Source organism: Sporolactobacillus kofuensis (assembly GCF_024125425.1).
Classification (GTDB): Bacteria; Bacillota; Bacilli; order Bacillales; family Sporolactobacillaceae; genus Sporolactobacillus; species Sporolactobacillus kofuensis.
In genome coordinates this window covers 1-18,121 of sequence record NZ_JAMXWN010000024.1, presented here as the reverse complement: position 1 = coordinate 18,121, position 18,121 = coordinate 1, and the positions used below count along the sequence as shown (strand labels likewise).

16 protein-coding genes and 1 other annotated feature are annotated in these 18,121 nt (G+C 43.3%); of the genes, 8 read left to right on the top strand and 8 right to left on the bottom strand.

What is annotated here, in order from left to right; all coding sequences use genetic code 11:
• Positions 1-125 precede the first annotated feature (125 nt).
• Positions 126-323: a hypothetical protein gene (locus NIE32_RS13660; protein WP_253077447.1), complete on the top strand. Its 198-nt coding sequence runs from the start codon at positions 126-128 to the stop codon at positions 321-323.
• 275 nt (positions 324-598) lie between these two features.
• On the opposite strand, the gene thrS is transcribed toward NIE32_RS13660, so the two are convergent.
• From thrS to NIE32_RS13645, 3 genes are all read right to left on the bottom strand, one after another.
• Complete coding sequence (gene thrS / locus NIE32_RS13655; RefSeq protein ID WP_253077446.1) at positions 599-2,527, bottom strand: threonine--tRNA ligase; 1,929 nt, start codon at positions 2,525-2,527, stop codon at positions 599-601.
• Positions 2,528-2,568: 41 nt separating this feature from the next.
• Positions 2,569-2,792 (bottom strand) — a binding site (T-box leader).
• A 136-nt stretch (positions 2,793-2,928) separates the two neighbouring features.
• Entirely contained in the window at positions 2,929-5,514 is a 2,586-nt protein-coding gene (locus NIE32_RS13650; RefSeq protein WP_253077449.1) for a PAS domain S-box protein, read from the bottom strand.
• A gap of 255 nt (positions 5,515-5,769) precedes the next feature.
• A complete protein-coding gene (locus NIE32_RS13645; RefSeq protein ID WP_253077445.1) occupies positions 5,770-6,099 on the bottom strand; it encodes a YnfA family protein in 330 nt (109 codons plus the stop codon).
• A 214-nt stretch (positions 6,100-6,313) separates the two neighbouring features.
• On the opposite strand from NIE32_RS13645, the gene hisC reads away from it, so the two are divergent.
• Positions 6,314-7,375, top strand: coding sequence for a histidinol-phosphate transaminase (gene hisC, locus NIE32_RS13640; protein ID WP_253077444.1), 1,062 nt, complete (start codon positions 6,314-6,316; stop codon positions 7,373-7,375).
• 120 nt (positions 7,376-7,495) lie between these two features.
• Here hisC and NIE32_RS13635 read toward each other — a convergent pair whose 3' ends face one another.
• The 4 genes from NIE32_RS13635 to NIE32_RS13620 form a co-directional block, all read right to left on the bottom strand.
• Entirely contained in the window at positions 7,496-8,470 is a 975-nt protein-coding gene (locus NIE32_RS13635) for an FTR1 family iron permease (protein ID WP_253077443.1), read from the bottom strand.
• A gap of 380 nt (positions 8,471-8,850) precedes the next feature.
• Positions 8,851-9,174, bottom strand: coding sequence for a LysR family transcriptional regulator substrate-binding protein (locus NIE32_RS13630; RefSeq protein WP_354327453.1), 324 nt, complete (start codon positions 9,172-9,174; stop codon positions 8,851-8,853).
• Positions 9,175-9,506: 332 nt separating this feature from the next.
• Positions 9,507-9,686: a hypothetical protein gene (locus NIE32_RS13625; RefSeq protein WP_253077441.1), complete on the bottom strand. Its 180-nt coding sequence runs from the start codon at positions 9,684-9,686 to the stop codon at positions 9,507-9,509.
• Between the two features lie 209 nt (positions 9,687-9,895).
• Positions 9,896-10,834: an NADP-dependent oxidoreductase gene (locus tag NIE32_RS13620; protein ID WP_253077440.1), complete on the bottom strand. Its 939-nt coding sequence runs from the start codon at positions 10,832-10,834 to the stop codon at positions 9,896-9,898.
• Between the two features lie 322 nt (positions 10,835-11,156).
• Here NIE32_RS13620 and NIE32_RS13615 point away from each other — a divergent pair, with 322 nt between their 5' ends.
• The 6 genes from NIE32_RS13615 to NIE32_RS13590 all read left to right on the top strand — a co-directional run bounded on the left by NIE32_RS13615 (position 11,157) and on the right by NIE32_RS13590 (position 16,919).
• Positions 11,157-11,636, top strand: a complete 480-nt coding sequence (locus NIE32_RS13615; protein ID WP_253077439.1) for a DUF2975 domain-containing protein — start codon at positions 11,157-11,159, stop codon at positions 11,634-11,636.
• A gap of 10 nt (positions 11,637-11,646) precedes the next feature.
• A complete protein-coding gene (locus tag NIE32_RS13610; protein ID WP_253077438.1) occupies positions 11,647-11,871 on the top strand; it encodes a helix-turn-helix domain-containing protein in 225 nt (74 codons plus the stop codon).
• Between the two features lie 610 nt (positions 11,872-12,481).
• Positions 12,482-13,240: an ABC transporter ATP-binding protein gene (locus NIE32_RS13605; protein WP_253077448.1), complete on the top strand. Its 759-nt coding sequence runs from the start codon at positions 12,482-12,484 to the stop codon at positions 13,238-13,240.
• Positions 13,241-13,331: 91 nt separating this feature from the next.
• Entirely contained in the window at positions 13,332-15,239 is a 1,908-nt protein-coding gene (locus tag NIE32_RS13600; RefSeq protein WP_253077437.1) for an FtsX-like permease family protein, read from the top strand.
• 101 nt (positions 15,240-15,340) lie between these two features.
• Positions 15,341-15,991, top strand: coding sequence for a response regulator transcription factor (locus tag NIE32_RS13595; RefSeq protein ID WP_253077436.1), 651 nt, complete (start codon positions 15,341-15,343; stop codon positions 15,989-15,991).
• Complete coding sequence (locus NIE32_RS13590; RefSeq protein ID WP_253077435.1) at positions 15,978-16,919, top strand: sensor histidine kinase; 942 nt, start codon at positions 15,978-15,980, stop codon at positions 16,917-16,919. Before NIE32_RS13595 ends, NIE32_RS13590 begins: the two co-directional genes overlap by 14 nt.
• A gap of 417 nt (positions 16,920-17,336) precedes the next feature.
• On the opposite strand, the gene NIE32_RS13585 is transcribed toward NIE32_RS13590, so the two are convergent.
• A complete protein-coding gene (locus tag NIE32_RS13585; RefSeq protein WP_253077434.1) occupies positions 17,337-17,900 on the bottom strand; it encodes a group-specific protein in 564 nt (187 codons plus the stop codon).
• Positions 17,901-18,121: the final 221 nt, after the last annotated feature.

The window sequence follows — 18,121 nt, the reverse complement described above, 5'->3', positions numbered from 1 at the left end:
AAGTTCACAAACTTTTGAGTCACCCTTTTTTTGTTCACATCCGACTACAGCTCATGAGCATGATATACTTTACTTAATTCATCGATGAGAACAGCAGAGAATTCTTGAATAGGGAGTAGATTCTAATGATGACTTTTAGTATGGGCAATATCATTTTCCAGTTTGTGATCATGCTTTTTCTGATTTTGATTTCTCTTTCCGTTATTTTCATCATCGTCCTCTTTGTAAAAAATCAAATCCGTCAAACATCAAAGCAACAAGACACTGAAATTTTGAATAAGCTAGATGAGATCAGCAAAAAGCTCGACCAGAAAAAAGATTAAATGAGGAAAAATGAATGTGAAACCAGTCCGTGATCTGTTATCGATTAGGCAAGGATTGCGCGCTTGGATCGTTCGCTATTTCAGATATTCCGGTCATGATCCAAAATAATCCGGTCATCTGATAAAAAGCGTTTATTGTCTACGGGTCTCCTCGTTGCTCAGATCAACAGGAACAGTTCCGCAGGAGTCGCACATCTTCGCTCCATTTTCAAGCAAAAAAGGGGAAGAGCACGAGTATTGTGCTCTTCCCCTCTTATTCTTTTAGAAGGCTTTAATCAAGCTTTCTGTACTTTTGTTACCCGATTCTTGATTTCTTCAAGCGTTTCTTTTTTAAATACATCATAGGCAACCGTCTTTGATTCTTGTTCGCCGTATTTACGGACATTCACTGCGTTTTGTTCAATCTCTTGATCACCGATGACGAGCATGTAAGGGATCTTGTGCGTCTGAGCATCGCGAATCTTATAGCCCAACTTTTCACCACGTAGATCCGCATGGGCACGAATACCGCTCATCTTCAGGTCATGCTCCAATTTCTTCACATAATCGATATGAACATCAGCAACCGGAATAATTTCTGCCTGAACCGGCGCAAGCCATGTCGGGAATGCTCCGGCGAAGTGTTCAATCAGGATCGCAAAGAAACGGTCAAGTGAACCATAGATTGCACGGTGAATAACCACCGGACGGACACGTTCATTATTTTCATCAATATAAGTTAAGTCGAATTTCTCCGGCATTTGATAGTCAAGCTGAATCGTTGCGCATTGGTGGCTACGTCCAATCGCATCCTTAATGTGGAAGTCGATTTTCGGACCATAGAATGCACCGTCGCCTTCATTAATCGTATACGGCATGTTCATCGCCTTCAGTACACGACCCAATGCTGCTTCGGCCTGATCCCACATTTCAATGCTTCCCAGGTGATCTTCAGGACGCGTCGACAATTCAACTGAATATTCGAAGCCAAACGTGCTGTAGATTTTGCCGATCAAACCAAAGATGTTTCGAATTTCGCTTTCAATTTGGTCCGGACGAACGAAGATATGCGCATCATCTTGACAGAACGTACGCACACGCAACATTCCGTTCAGCGCACCACTTAATTCATGACGGTGCACCTGGCCAAATTCGGCAATTCGGATCGGTAAATCACGATAGGAATGGAGTGTATCTTTGTAAATCAGCATATGACCCGGGCAGTTCATAGGTTTCAGCGCATAATTAACTTCATCCACTTTCGTGAAGTACATGTTCTCATGATAATGATCCCAGTGGCCTGAATTTTCCCAGAGACGTTGGTTCATCATCAGCGGTGTACGCACTTCATCATAGTCCGACTGGCGTTGCAATTCACGAGAGAAATTTTCCAGTTCGGTACGGATAATTTGACCATTTGTCAGATAGAAAGGCATACCCGGTGCTTCTTCAGAGAACATGAACAACTCCAGCTGTTTGCCGAGCTTACGGTGATCACGTTTCGCTGCTTCTTCAAGAAAATGGAGGTGCGCATCCAAGTCTTTTTGTTTCAGGAAAGCAACACCGTAGATACGTTGTAACATTTGGTTGTCGCTATTCCCGCGCCAATAAGCACCGGAAACATTCATCAGCTTGAACACTTTAATTCTTCCGGTCGATGGGACATGCGGTCCACGGCAAAGATCAACATATTCGCCTTGCGTGTAAATCGTGATCGTCGCATCTTCCGGCAGATCACGGATCAATTCAAGTTTCAGATGATCGTTCAGTTTGGTGAAGAGATCAAGCGCTTCTGCGCGGCTGACTTCTTTGCGCACGATCGGAAGATTTTCGCTGATAATCTTCTTCATTTCTTTTTCGATCTTCGGGAAATCTTCCTTTGAAAGCGAATGTTCCATATCGACATCATAGTAGAAACCGTTCTCGATAACCGGACCAATGCCCAACTTCACGTCAGGATAGAGACGTCTGAGTGCTTGGGCGAGTAGATGTGCGCAACTATGACGCATCATTTCCAATCCTTCATCAGAATCTTGAGGAATAATTTCAATCGCGGCATTTTCTTCAATTGGCCGAGTGAGATCGAAGAGTTGTCCATTGATTTTACCTGCAACAGCCTTCTTCTTTAGACTGGAACTAATCGATTCGGCAACTTGTTCTGTGGTTACACCTTTCGGAAAGTCCCGAACGGAACCATCAGGAAACGTTAATGATACGGATGACATAATTTTCACTCCTTTGAAAAATAGAAAACACTCGTCTCCATTAAAGAGACGAGTGTTATGCTCGTGGTTCCACCCTTGCTTCCGCCATACACATGTTCCTGTAAGGCGGCACTTAATTAGATAACGGCTACACCGTCAGCGGCTACATACTGTTCACCACTGAAGCTCCAAGGCGGTACGTTCATGCGCTTCGTTAGGAAGATCTCAGCACCCTTCCCTCTCTGCAAACCGCTACACAAACGCTTGTCCTTATCAACGCTTACTCTTGTGTTATTGCTACTATTGTATGCGTTTCGATCAAGAAGTGCAAGTACAGACACAAAATGGCAAATTTTTTCTTCATGCGGCAATCACCCGATGATTTTCCCCTCATCAGAGAAGCCAAACAGATCGATCATTGACTAATGCATTTCGAGCAGAACTTCATTAATAAACAGATCAACAAGTTCCGAATCAAACTGTGTACCGGCATTTTCCTTAAGTATGTTAATGGCGGCAGCCTGCGTCATTTTTTTCCGGTAAGGTTTGTCATTGACCATGTCGTCAAAGGCTTCAACAATGCTGATAATCCGAGAGGGCAACGGAATATTCTCGCCCTTTAATCCTAATGGATACCCTTTGCCATCCATACGTTCATGGTGACATAAAATAAATTGAGAAATACTCATAAACTCATTAGACAATTTTAAGATTTGATAGCCTTTTTCCGGGTGCAGACGAATTCTTGTCCATTCTAAGGCAGATAATGTTTTCTTTTTGAATAGATTCTCTTCGATTGTAATCTTACCGATATCGTGCAAGAGCCCTGCTGTCTTCAGCTCATTAAGGTTATTCGCATCCATTCCGAGCTTCTGCCCGATCTCTACGCTCAGCTGACTGACACGTTTGGCATGTCGCTCTTCTGAAGGAAGCTTCGCGTATAGCGTGTTGGTAATCATCTTGATCGTCTTACTTCGCATACTATTTCCTTCAAATAACTTATGCTGGTACATGTTATTTTCAGCTTCAGTAAAAATATGGGTCATAGATTGTTTCTTGGATTGTCTAACCGCCCAGCCAAAGGATACTGAAAGAATAGTATGGTGTACACTGTCTTCAGATAAGATCTTGCTTTGGATCTTCCGAACAAATTGGCCCGCTTCGTTCTTATCGGTATTCGGCATGAGCAGTACAAATTCATCACCGCCGACTCGAGCAATCGTTGTCCCGTCTCGGCCCATTTCTTTTAGAATCCGAGAAATACGAACCAGCAAATCGTCCCCGGCATGATGGCCAAACGCATCATTCGTTAATTTTAACCCGTTCACATCGGCAAGCACTAACGTTAATGGAAATTCTCCGGATTGATCCAGCCTATCTAACTCCTCATCATAGTACCGGCGATTGTACAATCCGGTTAACTGATCATGATAACTTAAATAGAGAATGTTTTGCTCCGTCTTTTTTCTTTCCTCTATGTTGCGGGTGACGCCGGTAATCTCAAGTTCATGTTCTGCATTATAGCGCAAACTTATGGACATTTCCGTCCAAATCAGATGTCCGTCGGCATGATAGAGCTGGACTTCGCTAATGAATGTATTGGATTCATCCGGATGTTGGAAAAATAGTTGCATTTTGTCGTCAATCGTCTTTTTGAGGAGATGTAACGAGTCCGGGCTAAACGTCTCTTCAATACTCGTCGAAAGTGCTTTTTCCGCAGAGATCCCACGCAATTGACGAACAGAAGGACTGACATACGTAAACCGATTTTTTGAATAGTTTAAGACCCAGATAACATCAGAAGCAAAGTCTGTGATCAACCGATACTTTTGTTCACTTGCTCGAAGTGCTTCTTCTGCCTTTTTCTGTTCGGTAGTATCAATAATAAAAAATTGAACCGCCGCGCGTCCGTTCCATTCAATTAAAACACCGGTTGCTTGTGCCCAGATGGTTTCTCCATTTTTCTTCAGTACACGGAATTGTCCTTTGAACCGCTTTTTACTTGATGCCAACCGTTTTTCAAAAATGCGAATGCGCCGTTCACGATGATCTAAAGAAATAAAATTGATTATTTCCGTACCCAGCAGTTCATCATTCGTGTATCCGGTAAGCTTCCGGGTCATCGGATTGGCGATTTGAATGCGATGATCTTGCACAATAAAAATTGCTTCTGCAGCGTTGTCAAAAATTAATTTAAAGTTCTCCTTACTAACTCTTAATGCTTCCTCAGTCTCAACCTGCTCTGTGATGTCTGTCAAGAAATTTAAGCTGGCCAGTCTTCCTTCCCATTTGATCATGACCGATTTCATTGCAACCCAGCGCAATTGATGATCTGCTGTAATCCCACGAAATCTCACATAGGATCCTTGTCTCTCTCCACACATCTGTTTGAAATGATTCGCCATCATTCTTTCCCTATCCTGTGGTGCAATCAATTGTGAGAAGGGGAGTGAGGTTAAGGCTTGTCGACTATACTTTGTCAATTTCTCTGTATATTGATTCGAGAGTTTTATATAGCCATCTTGTGCAATAACAATCGCTTCTGAAACATGATCAAAGAGCAAATGATAGGTTTCTTCAATTCTTTCTGCAGATCGTCCTAATGTGGGCTGTTTCCGGTCCATCCCGGTGAACTTTTCTAACACCTGAGACGGTTCGTTATATGCTGTATCAACCAAATTAATCCATAATCTATTTTTTTCGAGAGCATAGACACTCGTCTTGTACATATGATCCGACCACAAATCAGCGAATTCAAACGTTTGTTCTTCACCATGGAGCGGCTTATCAAACACCTGTCGCATCAGACGTTGAAACAAGGTGTCTGGGAGTTCCGGCATCACTTCTGAAGCCCTTTTTCCAATGGCTCCTATATTTTCTAGTCTAAGCATTGCTTTAAAGGCTGCATTGATTTGAAGGAAGATGCAATCACATGGTCTTCCTTCCGGATCAAAGATTAGCTTCAGATAAGCAACACCTACGAGCGATTGATCATGCATACTTTTCATAACCACAAGCATACAACTCCTGCGTTTGTATCGATTATTTATCAGAGATGGAATTTTTAATGATCTATGTATGTGTTAAGCGAAGATGATAGAGTGGCGCAAAGAAGAGATTTATTATGTACTAGTTATTTAGTCCTAATTCTATTGTCTTTAATTTCTATATCGGAAGAATTTAGCATATGTTTACTAGTTTTAATTGACTAATTTTATTTTACTCCTTTTTTATCAATAAATCGAAAAATCGAATTCCAAATCTTATGATTGTCTTGGTCCAAGCAAGATTACCGCAACACCAAAGATGCAGATCAGGGCCCCGATCCAATCGTAAAGATCCGGCATCTTCCGATCAACGCCCCACCCCCATAACAAAGAGAGCACGATAAACGTCCCGCCGTATGCAGCATAGACTCGCCCAAAAGAAGAAAAAACCTGCATGGTGGCGATCACACCGTATAATGCGAGGATGAGCCCCCCAATCAGGCCAAAATAGAGAGATCTTCCCTCTCGTAACCATTGCCAAATCAAATAACCGCCGCCGATTTCAGCCAAACCGGCAAGAATGAACAAACCAATCACTCTGAACATGAGTTCCTCCTGAATGAATCGTTGAACTAAATGTAAGGGAAGGAGCACTACCCATTTCCGTCAATTTTTCTATTATAACGTATCCTACTATTCTGTACGATGATGCAGAATCAAATTCTTTTTGCTTTTGTTCAATAATACTGCATAATAGTAAAGGAAGCATTTATGACTATCGTTTTAAGAGAAAAAGTAATTGATAAATGTGAGGTGCGCCATGAGTAATTTTTGGAATAAAAATGTACAGAAACTCGATCCTTACGTTCCTGGTGAACAGCCTAAGGATAAAAAATATGTCAAACTGAATACCAACGAAAATCCTTATCCCCCTTCACCACATGTACTCGATGCGATCAAGCAGGCAGTCAACGACCAATTACGCTTGTACCCCGATCCAAACTGTGATGAATTTAGAAAGACAGCAGCCGATCACTTTCACTTGACTCCGGATCAGGTATTCGTCGGAAACGGGTCTGATGAAGTCCTAGCCTTTAGCTTCATGTCCTTTTTTTCGCCGGAAAATCCGGTTGCATTCGCAGATATTACATACAGCTTTTATAAAGTGTACGCCAACCTATGCTCCTTGACACCGAAAATTATTCCGCTCGATCAGGAGTTCAAGTTGCCGGTTGCTTCATTCTGTGAAACAAGCGGTGGCGTCGTGATTCCGAACCCAAATGCCCCAACCGGGCGAGGACTACCCCTGGACGCGGTTAAAGAAATCTTGGAAGCAAATCCAGATCAGGTGGTCATCATTGATGAAGCCTATATTGATTTTGGTGGAACATCCGTCGTTCCTTTAATTAATGATTTTCCAAATTTGCTTGTGATCCGTACGTTATCGAAATATTCTTCTCTAGCCGGCATCCGTGTTGGCTTTGCACTTGGCCAGAAAGAATTAATCGACGGCTTGAACCGCACCAAGAATTCCTTTAACTCCTACACCATTGACCGCCTGGCACTTGCCGGTGCAAAAGCAGCCATTGATGATGATAACTACTATCGTGACATGGCACAAAGAATTATCAATACGCGAGAACACACCGCAGCAAGCCTTGAGGCGATTGGCTTCCAGGTCATTCCCTCGCAATCGAATTTTCTTTTTGTCAGCCATGCCGACGTTCCCGCGGAAGAAATTTTCCATGAATTAAGAGCGAGAGGCGTTCTTGTCCGCTACTTTAATCAGCCACGAATCGCCAACTACTTAAGAATCACCGTTGGCACCGATGAAGAAATGGGCAAATTACTTGATGCATTAAAAGATATTCTGAAAAAATAAAAGGAAAATAGAGTAATTGAAAAGAAGGTGCCGCACAGTCAATCGACTGTTGAGGCACCTTCTTTTTCGCGCGGTTTTCGTTGCGTTTCGCACGATTATTTCTTTCGCACATTAAGTTCTTTAAACCTCGTGATTCAATCGTGCTTGTTTTCTTGGTTTCCATGCACGCATGTATTGTGCGACAAAATAAGAACCCAAGACAAAGACGATCGCAAACAGTTGTGCAACAAGCCCTTCCACATTCGGGAACACCGCAAACCAAAGCCCAATCCAATCCGGAATTGGGAGGTGAACCGGTGTTGTCGGTAACCATCCGGCCAACTGCATCTCTTGAACATTTTCACCAACCATCACCGTCAACACCATGCCAAGCATGATGCCTGTGAAGACCAGCATTCTCTTATATGGCAGTTTGCGTTGTGCAACGAAGGTCAGACAGGCAACAATGAGCGTTAAAAAGAGACCAATCACCGCACCAAGCAATACCACATCGCCTCCCGCTTGCATCCGGATGGTCTGGAGGAAAAGATCCACTTCAAACCCTTCGCGGTAGACCGCTGTAAAGCCAAGCATCGCAAGCCCGATGAACGCTGTTTTTTCACCACTCGATGCGGACACTTTGATCAATTCGCTCTTCTTCCGATTATGTGCACCGATCCATGCGGTCCAGTAGATCTTATGAAAGAACCAATTCATTACAAGTAGAAGCACAGCAATTGCCAAAAGTCCGGTTGCCGCTTGTATAGTCAACTCAGAAGTCGTTGCAGAAAATAATGAGATAACCGCGACAACGATAAACCAAGTGACGAGCGTTGCGAGAAAGCCCAGACCTGAACCCGTTGCAATCGGCTTCCAGAAGACCTGCTTTGTCCGCATTAATCCGGCGGTTAAGGCAGAGAGGACAAGGATGGCCTCGAGTCCTTCACGAAAGACAAGAATCCCTGTATTCACAATGCCCATTGCTTTACTCATGTGCTGTGCCGTCGGATCAACGGGATTACCATTTGAGGTTACACCGATCCAGACAAAGAGCCCAACGATCAATAATGCACCGGCCCAGATGAGAATTGATTTAAAACGAAGATGCTGAGTCAAAGGAAAAACCTCCTGAGGACATCACTTTATCGATACTGATAATCATTTTCAATTAAAAGTCTAATCGACTGTCACAAATTTGTCAATGATAGCAAAACAGCTCCGAGACATTCCAACAAATGATTTCCTTTCATTCAAAAAAATCCACGTCCAAAGTGAGGCAGAGCTACTGCGGGGGATCCACTCGTGCGCAAGCAACAAAAATTTTTCCAAAGGAGTCGCGCACCCACGCTTCATTAAAAAGTTTATACGGAGTCATTCGAAACGATGACAAGAGCACACGAAAAGTCTATGAAAATGCGAATCTGATTGGAAATCGCACGTAAAAAAAGTCTCTAGAGTCAACAGACTTTAGAGACCTTCACTTTTTACCGGATCCTCTATAATTCTTTCAAATACGCTTGAGTCATACTTAGAAATACAGACAAAGCCGGTGATACCCATTTGTCCTTCAACCAGACAAGCTGAGAATGAATATACAGCGGATCCCCGCCCCAAGGCAGTACGCGTAACAGACCGCTCTTAAGTTCATTCTGAACGGTCATTTCAGGGAGCAGGGCAATACCAAGACCAGCCAGCACGCATTGCTTGATGGCCTCGACACTGGCAAATTCAGAAACATGTTCAGGAGTCAGCTGATGTTCAAAAAACAATCGATCAAGGCTTTGGCGATAACTGCACCCTTCGTATGTCCAAAAAAAGATCCCTGTTCATTGTTGAACAGGGATCTTTTTCGCTGTCTAGGAAATAACGATCAACTTGTGGATTTTTGCGCGACAGGTCTATGCGCGAAAAGTTCAAGACTATGTGCGAAAAAAACGAATCCGCACGACGAGTTGAATCAGATCGCTGTCTGATATGAGGAAAACAGGAATCGGCTACTTTTAGCCAATTCCTGTTTCTGTTTCATTTTTTTAAAAGGCTCTTTAGGAAACCTAATTTTATTGCGCGTATCGTACAAATGGTTCAATCTAAAGAAAAACAGCCGAATTTCGGCAAAATGCTGTCCTTGGGCTGATTCCTCTACAATTCTTTATTAGCGTGCATCAAATGTTTGGTTCTTAAATGTTCTTTTGACGAGTTTCCCTGACAAGACAAAGAGCACGATGATGATTGGGTAAAGAATAGCCCAACCCAGAAACAGGCGCATAAATGCTGTAGCAATTAGAGAGATCAGGCTGATCGCCCACTTTTTTCTAGTGCCTCTAAAAAGCATGACTCCCGCGGCACAACCGCCAAGATAGTTTAATAAGAAAGTAGCATTCGGCAATTGGATTAATTGCGCCAAACTAAAAATGTGCAGCGCGTACAGGGCCATAATCAACGTAAAACAAGCAGTCAGGAAGAGTAGGCCACCTAATGGGGTTTGATACTTGGCAGATGTTTTGGCGAGCTTAACTTGAAAATTGTATCTACTTTAGTCTGTCACTGAAAATGAATCACAATTTTTCCGCGTGCGTGACCAGTTGCGCTCAGTTCATGCGCCTGCTTGAGCCCATTTTCAGAGAATGGGAAGGTCGTACCGACGATCGCTTTTACTTTTCCCGATGCAAGCAGATCTGCAATTTCCTTCAGTTGGCGACCATTTTCCTTGAGCCAGATCGCCTGTGCCTTCACATTGTACTGAGCAGCCAGCTGTGGATCCGGTTCACCGACAATGGAGACCAGCTTGCCCGATCCCGGTTTCAACACTTTGAAGCTTTCTTGTTGCACCTTACCGCCCATCGTATCAAACACAAGATCAATGCCGTTAAGCACCTCTGTGAAGTTTTGTGACTGATAATCAATCACTTCATCAGCGCCTAGACTCTTCAAAAAGTCGAGATTTTTCGCACTGGCTGTCGCATAGACGTAGGCGCCTTTAGCTTTGGCAAATTGAATGGCAAGTGAACCAACACCGCCGGCTCCTGCGTGAATGAGCACCTTTTCTCCAGCTTGGAGTTTGCCATAGTCAAAAAGCACTTGCCAGGCTGTGAGCCCCGCGAGCGGAATCGATGCGGCCTCATCAAAGGAGATATTGTCCGGTATGCGCACAAGTAGATGATCATCCACTGCCGCATATTCGGCATAGGAACCGTGTGGCGTCGTTGCCGGACGAGCAAAGACACGGTCGCCCTCACTCCATCCGCTCACATTATCGCCAACCTTCGCAATCACGCCGGCCACATCCCAGCCAAGAATAATCGGGAATTCCCAGTCAAATAATTGTTTGAGATAGCCCTCTCTCAATTTCCAGTCAATCGGGTTGATTGAGGTGGCAGCCAATTTGACCACGACCTGATGTTCTTTTGGTTCCGGTACCGGAACATCAGCTTCATGAAGCTGATCCGCACCGCCGTATTGATTGATTACAATTGCTTTCAAACAAAGCACCTCCATAAATGATTGAATGCTTTTCGTACCTATCACCAATTATAGACATAACCCTTTTATCTTTCATTTAATCCGTCTTCTCAATGCATTGCTCGCTTGCCACGGGTGATCCGTGGTCCTCCTCAAACGACCAAAGTCTGGAAGTCTCGCCAGCACGCGATCATCAGGAACACCCCTGCTGGTGACGCGGATCTCCACTGCATTTTTACGCAATCCCGATCCATGCATATAGTGTTTTCTAATAAACGTTTATTGATAAACGATAAATATTGCAGTACAATCAAATGGAAAATAACTAGTTGAGGTGCTTACCATGAAACGCGAAACCTTCGTTTTAAAGTTCGCTGTGGTTCTTATGGGACTTCCCGTTCTCGCTTTATGTATCTTTGTGGTGCCTAAGATCGCTGCATTCTTTGCCGAGTTAAATCCCAAGTTTGCTTATTTACACTATCCCTTTTATATCGGGTTAGATGTCACTGCGCTCGTATTCTTCGTTGCGTTGTACCAGACCTTAAGACTGTTAAGCTATATTGACAAGAACCAGGCATTTTCGGAACTCTCCGTAACAGCTTTAAAGGTGATCAAATACTGTGCCATGATCATCGGGGCCTTATACGTTGTCTTTATGCCACTCATCTACCTCATGGCCGATGCAGACGATTCTCCAGGCATGATCGTCATCGGAATGATCATTATTTTCGGCTGCATCGTGATTGCAGTCTTTGCCGCCGTTCTTCAGAAACTGTTAAAGAACGCCATCGCTATAAAATCAGAAAATGATTTAACGATCTGAGGTGAATCAAATGGCGATTATCATACATCTAGACATCATGCTCGCAAAAAGAAAAATGAGCGTCACCGAACTCTCTGAAAAAGTCGGACTAACTATGGCCAACCTTTCGATATTGAAAAATGGAAAAGCAAAAGCGATTCGCTTCTCGACCTTAGAGGGCATTTGTAACGCATTAGACTGTCAGCCTGGCGATATTTTGGAATACCAAAAGGATGAAAATGCTGAGGAACACTAAGTTGACGGATCGTGCGCAATAAGTTAACAATTGATTGATACATTGATGATACGAGAAGGCAGAGTGCTTAAATAGTGACTGATAAAAAGTGAAATGACTGATATATTTTCGAAAGTGATCGATATATTTTTTAAAATGATCGATAAAATTTCAGAAATGATCGATATATTTTTTAAAATGATTGATAAAAATCGCAAAGTGATCGATAAAGGAACAACGGTGACGATAATATGAGAGGATCAAGCTTGATCGAATTGTATTTACTAAAACCGGAGATAAAACAAACATACAAATGTACAAAAGTAACTATGCGATTTCTCAGTTTTCACATTGAAACATCCAGATGTGGAACATCTAACTGTTGAAGATAACTTAATGGAGAAAAGGATAGAATATGAGGTAACCTGATTGATCCAATAGACTTTATTTCAACGTTCTTTGTCGGACTCATGCGCTGTACATGCTTCAGACAGAAAAGTGTGTCCACTCCTTCCCTATGCTCACATCAAGATGACAAATTTGTAAGACTGAACATCAGAAATGTAAGCGAGCCCTCGTGCGCTCCCTTGTATACTAAACACATAGAAAATATAAATAGGGAGCGATCATGATGTTGCTACAAGTCAATCATTTGCAAAAAATATTTCAGACAAGATTCAGTAAAGAAAAAACCATCGCCTTACAAGATGTGAGCTTTAGTGTTGAAAATGGGGAATACATTGCCATTATGGGTGAAAGCGGTTCTGGAAAAACGACTCTGTTGAATACGCTGGCAACACTTGACAAGCCGACATCGGGCTCTGTGATTCTGAACGGCCAAGATGTGACGAAAATTAAAGAAAACAAGCTGGCCGAGTTTCGCCGCACCCATTTGGGGTTTATTTTTCAAGACTTCAATCTACTTGATACGCTGTCGGTTCGCGACAATATTTTCTTGCCGCTCGTCCTTGGTCGAGAGAAGGTTCGCGTGATGGAACAACGTTTAGAAGCGCTGGCACCCAAATTAAACATTACAGATCTGCTAAACAAGCAACCGTTTGAATTATCCGGTGGTCAAAAACAGCGCGTAGCAATTGCACGTGCATTGATCACCGAGCCGGAACTTGTTCTAGCCGATGAACCGACGGCGGCGCTTGACTTCAAGAACAGCGAAGGACTGCTCTCACTTCTGGAAGAAGTCAATGACACCGGTCAGACGATCCTGATGGTCACGCATTCCGCGATTGCGGCCAGCCATGCCAAACGCGTGTTGTTTATTAAAGACGGCCGCATCTTCCATCAGCTCTACCGCGTACATCGAGAAACGGCCGATTTCATGCAAGAGGTCAGCATGACCATGACCAATCTTTTGGGAACCGAGGTGCGGTAAGATGTTTTACGTCAAATTAGCGAGTCGAAACATCCGCCAATCCATAAGCAATTTTCTCCCCTTTGGTCTCTCAAGCATGGTGATGTTTATCATGAATCTGATGATTGCAACGATTTTGTTTAGTCCGAGTTTGAAAAAGTTGCAGGGTTCTGGAAGCTTCGCGCTGCTACTTGGCTTAGGTTTCATCGTGTTATCGATCTTCGCCACCATCTTTATGATCTATAGTTACCGCTTTTTACTGAAACGGCGAACGAAAGAATTCGGACTCTACAATATACTCGGTCTGAAAAAGCGACACATCGTCCGCATCTCCATTCTGGAACTCTTAATGATGTTCGTTGCGACCGTGATTGCAGGTACACTCTTGGGTATTATCCTGGCTAAATTTTTCTATCTCATCTTAATCCGTCTGCTTGGCGAAAGTTATTTTGACTTGGCGTGGAGCCCACTGGCGGTTGGGATCGTAACCGTGATTTTTGCGTGTATCTATCTGCTGCTTGCAATCATCAGCAGCCTCTCCATCAGCCGTCAATCTAGTCTTGAATTACTTAAAAATGCTAGCAAAGGAGAAAAAGAACCGAAATCACGCGGCCTTCTGGCACTGCTTGGCATCGTATCGCTAGGAATCGGTTATTACCTTGCCGTAACGGTCACCTCTCCGCTCGATGCTTTAACAAAGTTCTTTATCGCCGTGCTGTTTGTTATTTTCGGCACACTCTTGTTCTACTTGAGCTTTACGATTTGGCTGCTCAAACGGCAGAAAAAAAATAAAGCCTATTATTATCAGCCGAAACATTTTATTACCGTCTCCAGTATGCTTTACCGCATGAAACAGAATGCGGTCGGGCTGGCAAATATAACGATATTAGTGACGATGACATTCGTGACCTTGGCGACAACCGTTGGGCTCTACTCCAGCATCAATGGATTTCTGGATGACTATTTCGTTCGCAACACGATCATCAATATCAATACGACGCAGCAGCGAGCCACTTCGTTCATTGATCAGGTGGCGGAAGAAAACGGAATTCCCCTGAAGCATAAAATCAGCTACGAAATGTCGAACAGCATGATCGGAGCGATGCAAAACGGAAAATTCGAAAACAAACAAAAGCTTGCCAGTCTGACAGCCGTCAACTTTATGACCGCGAAAACCTATGAAACATTGACGGGAAACACAGTTCATTTGCGCGACCATGAAGCAATCGTCTTTCCGGCGGTGGGCAGCTTTAAGGAATCAAGCGTGCAGTTTGGTCAATATACTTTTAACATTAAAGACAAGATTAATAGAATCCGAAATTTTCCATCCATCAGCCTGACGGCATCAAACTGGCTCATTCTGATCGTCAATTCAAAAGCACAGATTCAACCCGTCTTAGAAGCTGCATCCAAGGCGGCGGGGAGTCATGCCGCACCACTCAGCATGGAAACAACCATTAGTGCCGATGTGACGAGAGAGGACGCGAAGAAACTCAATCACGTCTTATCCGAATACCGCGTAGATGGACTGAAACCGATTCAGCGAATTGACGAAGGAAAAGAACAGGCGCTTAGCGGCCCGGCACCGTCCGTGATCAGTTATGATGAAATGCATAAACAATTTCTCTCTTTTGCCGGTGGATTCCTGTTCATCGGCCTGGTCTTAGGCTTCACCTTTATCCTCGGAACCGCGTTAATCATATACTATAAGCAGATTTCTGAGGGAGAACAGGACAAGCGCAGCTTCGAGATCCTTCAGGAAGTCGGTTTGAGCGGTGCGGAAGTGCGGCAGACGATTCGCTCACAAGTATTGCTCGTTTTCTTCCTGCCGATTGTTGTCGCCGTGGTCCACTTTGGCTTCGCGTTCATCATGATTCAGAAACTGATTAGTTTGTTCGGAACGACCCGACTCGGCTTGCTGCTCCTGACTAGCATCGGAACCATTGCCGTCGTTGCATGCATTTACTACCTCATCTACAAACAAACGAGCCGCGCGTATTTTCAGATTGTTGAGCGGTGAACTTCAAGAGGGTATCTCGCAATCGGGATGCCCTTTTCGCATTGTCCCGCACCATGAAAATCAGTAGAATGAAGATAGCTTATCACATAGGAGATTTTTTAATGACAAAAGTTTTTATTGTGGAAGACGATCCGGCGATTGTGAAACAATTGACGTCCGCGCTCGCTGCGTACACGGTTGTTTCCGTCCGGAACTTTCGCAGCGTGCGTCAGGAAATTGAAACTGAGACCCCTGATCTAATCTTAATGGACATTACCTTACCGTACTTTAACGGCTTTTACTGGACAACTGAAATTCGCAAAAAAGCAACCACCCCGATTATCTTTCTCAGCTCAGCAGACGATGAAATGAATCAGGTAATGGCGATGAATATGGGCGCTGACGATTACGTCACCAAACCGTTTTCGGTTGACGTATTGAAGGCGAAAATCCATGCTCTGCTTCGCCGAACCTACAGCTTCTCTCAAGCCCAATTGACCTTCAATGGCTTCATCCTGGAAGGCACCGAATTGAAAAAGGCGCAGGATAAGGTCGACTTGACGCCGACCGAGGCCAAGTTGCTGCGCACCTTGTTCGAACAGCCGAATCGAACGGTGTCCAAAGATGTTCTACTGGAAAAGCTCTGGGAATCGGATGACTACATCGATGCCAATGCCCTGCAAGTCAACATCGCCCGCATGCGTAAGAAGCTGAATACGATTGGCTTTGACTACATTGGAACGGTGCGAGGTGTCGGTTATGTTCTGGCGTGAACGAAAGCATTATTTTTATGCTGTGCTCGTGATTGTCGTCGTCATCAGTGTGACCTTTTATCTGCGTGGTCTGCCGATACACACGTTCTGGTCGAGCTTGCTGTTTGGCATGACCGTCCTGATCGTTTTCAGCAGCTATGATTACTATCGGTTTCAACGCCGTCATCGTGAACGGCTCCAGCAAGTCATTCCTCAGGTTGACCTATCACCGCAGTCGCAAGCCGAACAAGATCTGCTGAAGCTGCTTGAGGAACAAAAAGAATACTACGAAAAGAAAATTGCCGGGATCAAAAAATTTGATGCGGACTTAACCGATGTGGTACGGATGTGGAGCCATCAAATGAAGGTACCGCTCTCCGTTCTCGATTTAATGGGACAGACTGGTGATTTTACGCAAGACGAAGTAAAAGATCAAACCTTTCAGTTAGAAAACTATCTGGACATGCTGCTGCATTACCTACGCTTGAACCATGAACAAACCGACTATCGTTTTACACACGTGCCGATGCGGCCGCTCGTTCAGGCGATCGTGCGCAAGTTCGCCCCTCTGTTCATCCGCAAAGGGCTGAGCGTCACCGTCGATGGCGATGCGACCTGGACCACCGATGAAAAGTGGTTCTCCTTTGCCCTTGAACAAATCATCAGCAACGCTGTCAAATATACCACACAAGGCAACGTCAGTGTCCAAATCACCCCGAAGTTGATTCAAATCAGTGACACCGGCATCGGCATTTTAAAAGAAGACCTGCCGCGCCTGTTCGATCACGGCTTCACCGGCTACAACGGCCGCCGTGACAAAAAAGCAACCGGTCTCGGTTTCTTCTTAGCGAAGGAAGTCACCAACCGGCTTTCGCTCAATATTCATGTTGATTCCGAAATCGATAAAGGAACAACTGTGACGATCATACGAGAGACAAACGAATACTGATGACAAGGTATGTTTTTGTCATTTAACAAGTCGCGCTGCGCTCAAAAGTCAGCGGTGAAGGACGGTCTTTGAACTTGATCCATTGATCATCTTATCGAATGTTTTTGTGCGAGCCCTCACAGTTGAGTATTATTTTGAATGTCCGCAAATGCAATCCGTTAATCTCTAGTCAAGCACAATTTCGTAAACACTTGATCATGATGAATACATGTATTATTGTCTCTCCCTGTCACATCGCTAAATACTTCTTCATTTGAAATGAATTCCATTTTTTCACTCTCAAATTCTTCGATTACTTTTTTATCTTCTTCAGTTAATGGTCCATCGTCGTAGGGAATCAAAGATTTCTGATATTCAGTTACTAATCTAAATACCTCTGAAATATCCTTGTTACTGATAGTAATAAAGTTTTCCCGTTTATTCAGGATGGTTCCAAGTGATCATTTCTACATTACTAACATCTACTTCTCCAAGACTTAATAAATGTGGGATATAAGGAAACAAGCCAAATCTGTTCCCCTTTTTACTTTCTATCTCGTAATATTCAGATGTAGCTAGAGGAATTTCTTTAAGTTCTTTATAGTCTTCACTATTCAATAATATGATTTCATTTTCATCTATAGCTTCTGCTGGTCCTTTGTATTTCTCTTTTGAATATAGGTAGATTGCATTTTTATTGTTTTGCAGCCTTTCAATTGGAATCTTAAAAAAATGTTGTTTTTCATTAGTATGAATTTCTAAGCTTGTAAGAGCTTGATAAACGTAATGAGGGTGCAAAGGAAGGAAATGTAAAACGTCATTCCATAAACAATTTAGTTTAGGAATTTGCTTTTTGAGCAATTTTGGTCTTTCAGGATTGTCAAAGTACTTATTCGCGTATTTCTTATACAAATGAGGATAAGGATTTTTCAAAGAATTAAGCGGTATTAATTTGGTTCCTATCATTTCCTTTGGAACCATATGATAGACAAATTCTCCCACTATTTAACACCTCCATGATTATTAGCTCAAGAATAATGAAAAAACCAGCTGGTCTAGCGTTTACACTGCAATTCATGTACGATAATCTTGGAAAAGCCCTTTATTCCAGATCTCGTTCATTTCAACTAAAGTTTAACGATCATGGATTTCAGAAACAGGTGAGAGAAAAATGGGTATTGAAAAGCTTAAAAAAGAAAGAGTTAAAGATTTTTTGAACTATT

Bases quoted from the DNA above. Each gene is read 5' to 3' on its own strand.
- NIE32_RS13660 (WP_253077447.1), top strand. From the start codon at position 126: ATGATGACTTTTAGTATGGGCAATATCATTTTCCAGTTTGTGATCATG.
- thrS (WP_253077446.1), bottom strand. From the start codon at position 2,527: ATGTCATCCGTATCATTAACGTTTCCTGATGGTTCCGTTCGGGACTTT.
- NIE32_RS13650 (WP_253077449.1), bottom strand. From the start codon at position 5,514: ATGAAAAGTATGCATGATCAATCGCTCGTAGGTGTTGCTTATCTGAAG.
- NIE32_RS13645 (WP_253077445.1), bottom strand. From the start codon at position 6,099: ATGTTCAGAGTGATTGGTTTGTTCATTCTTGCCGGTTTGGCTGAAATC.
- hisC (WP_253077444.1), top strand. From the start codon at position 6,314: ATGAGTAATTTTTGGAATAAAAATGTACAGAAACTCGATCCTTACGTT.
- NIE32_RS13625 (WP_253077441.1), bottom strand. From the start codon at position 9,686: ATGCTTTTTAGAGGCACTAGAAAAAAGTGGGCGATCAGCCTGATCTCT.
- NIE32_RS13615 (WP_253077439.1), top strand. From the start codon at position 11,157: ATGAAACGCGAAACCTTCGTTTTAAAGTTCGCTGTGGTTCTTATGGGA.
- NIE32_RS13610 (WP_253077438.1), top strand. From the start codon at position 11,647: ATGGCGATTATCATACATCTAGACATCATGCTCGCAAAAAGAAAAATG.
- NIE32_RS13605 (WP_253077448.1), top strand. From the start codon at position 12,482: ATGTTGCTACAAGTCAATCATTTGCAAAAAATATTTCAGACAAGATTC.
- NIE32_RS13600 (WP_253077437.1), top strand. From the start codon at position 13,332: ATGAATCTGATGATTGCAACGATTTTGTTTAGTCCGAGTTTGAAAAAG.
- NIE32_RS13595 (WP_253077436.1), top strand. From the start codon at position 15,341: ATGACAAAAGTTTTTATTGTGGAAGACGATCCGGCGATTGTGAAACAA.
- NIE32_RS13590 (WP_253077435.1), top strand. From the start codon at position 15,978: ATGTTCTGGCGTGAACGAAAGCATTATTTTTATGCTGTGCTCGTGATT.